2 protein-coding genes are annotated in these 1,136 nt (G+C 71.5%); both read left to right on the top strand.

Annotation, left to right across the window (positions count from 1 at the left end; translation table 11 throughout):
* Positions 1 to 368 (top strand): dTMP kinase (locus tag KH616_RS25275; RefSeq protein ID WP_292255324.1); only part of this gene is annotated, 368 nt, incomplete at its 5' end.
* 14 nt (positions 369 to 382) lie between these two features.
* The coding region (gene holB, locus KH616_RS25270; RefSeq protein ID WP_292255322.1) for a DNA polymerase III subunit delta' at positions 383 to 1,136 on the top strand (754 nt) is incomplete at its 3' end.

Raw genomic sequence — 1,136 nt, 5'->3', positions numbered from 1 at the left:
AGCCGGCGCTCGTGCGCGGCGACTGGGTCGTGTCCGATCGCTTCACCGATGCGACGTTTGCATACCAGGGCGGCGGGCGCGGCCTGCCGCGCGACAAGCTCGAAGCGCTCGAGCGCTGGGTGCAGGGCGGTTTCCAGCCGGATCTGACCGTGCTGTTCGACGTCGCGCCGCAGATCGCGAGCGAGCGGCGCGGCGCGGCGCGGATGCCCGACAAGTTCGAGAGCGAGTCCGATGCGTTCTTCTCGCGCACGCGCGCCGAATACCTGCGGCGGGCGGAAGAGGCGCCGCATCGCTTCGCGATCGTCGACGCGACGCAGTCGATCCCCGAGATCCGCAGGCAGCTCGACGGCGTGCTCGCCGCGCTGTAATCGAAAGGACGCACATGATCTATCCGTGGCAAACCGGCGACTGGAACCGTCTGCAGCAATTGCGCGGACAATGGCCGCATGCGCTGCTGCTGCACGGCCAGGCCGGGATCGGCAAGCTGCGTTTCGCGCAGCACCTCGCGCAGGGCTTTCTGTGCGAAACGCCGCAGCCGAACGGCGAGCCGTGCGGGACCTGCGCGGCATGCGCGTGGTTCGCGCAGGGCAACCATCCGGATTACCGGATCGTGATGCCGGAAGCGCTGGCCGGCGAAGCCGCGGGCGCGGCGGCCGACGATGCGGGTAAGCCGGCGGCGGAGGCGGACGACGGCGGCAAGAAGTCGCGTGCGCCGAGCAAGGAGATCAAGATCGAGCAGGTGCGCGCGTTGCTGGATTTCTGCGGCGTCGGGTCGCACCGCGGCGGCGCGCGCGTCGTCGTGCTGTATCCGGCCGAAGCGCTGAACGTCGCGGCGGCCAACGCACTGCTGAAGACGCTTGAGGAGCCGCCGCCCGGCGTCGTGTTCCTGCTCGTGTCCGCGCGCATCGACCGTTTGCTGCCGACCATTGTCAGCCGTTGCCGCCAATGGCCGATGACGGTGCCGGCGACGGACGTGGCGGCCGGCTGGCTTGCGGCGCAGGGCGTCGACGATGCGGCGGCGCTGCTGGCGGAAGCGGGCGGCGCGCCGCTGGCCGCGCTGGCGCTCGCGAGCGACGAGAACCGGCCGCTGCGCGACTTCACGCTCGGCCAGCTCGCGGCGGGCGCGGCGTGCGACC

It is taken from the genome of Burkholderia sp. (assembly GCF_018375725.1).
GTDB lineage: Bacteria > Pseudomonadota > Gammaproteobacteria > Burkholderiales > Burkholderiaceae > Burkholderia.
Note: the sequence above shows the minus strand (reverse complement) of the source record. Positions and strands in the feature narration are given on the sequence as shown.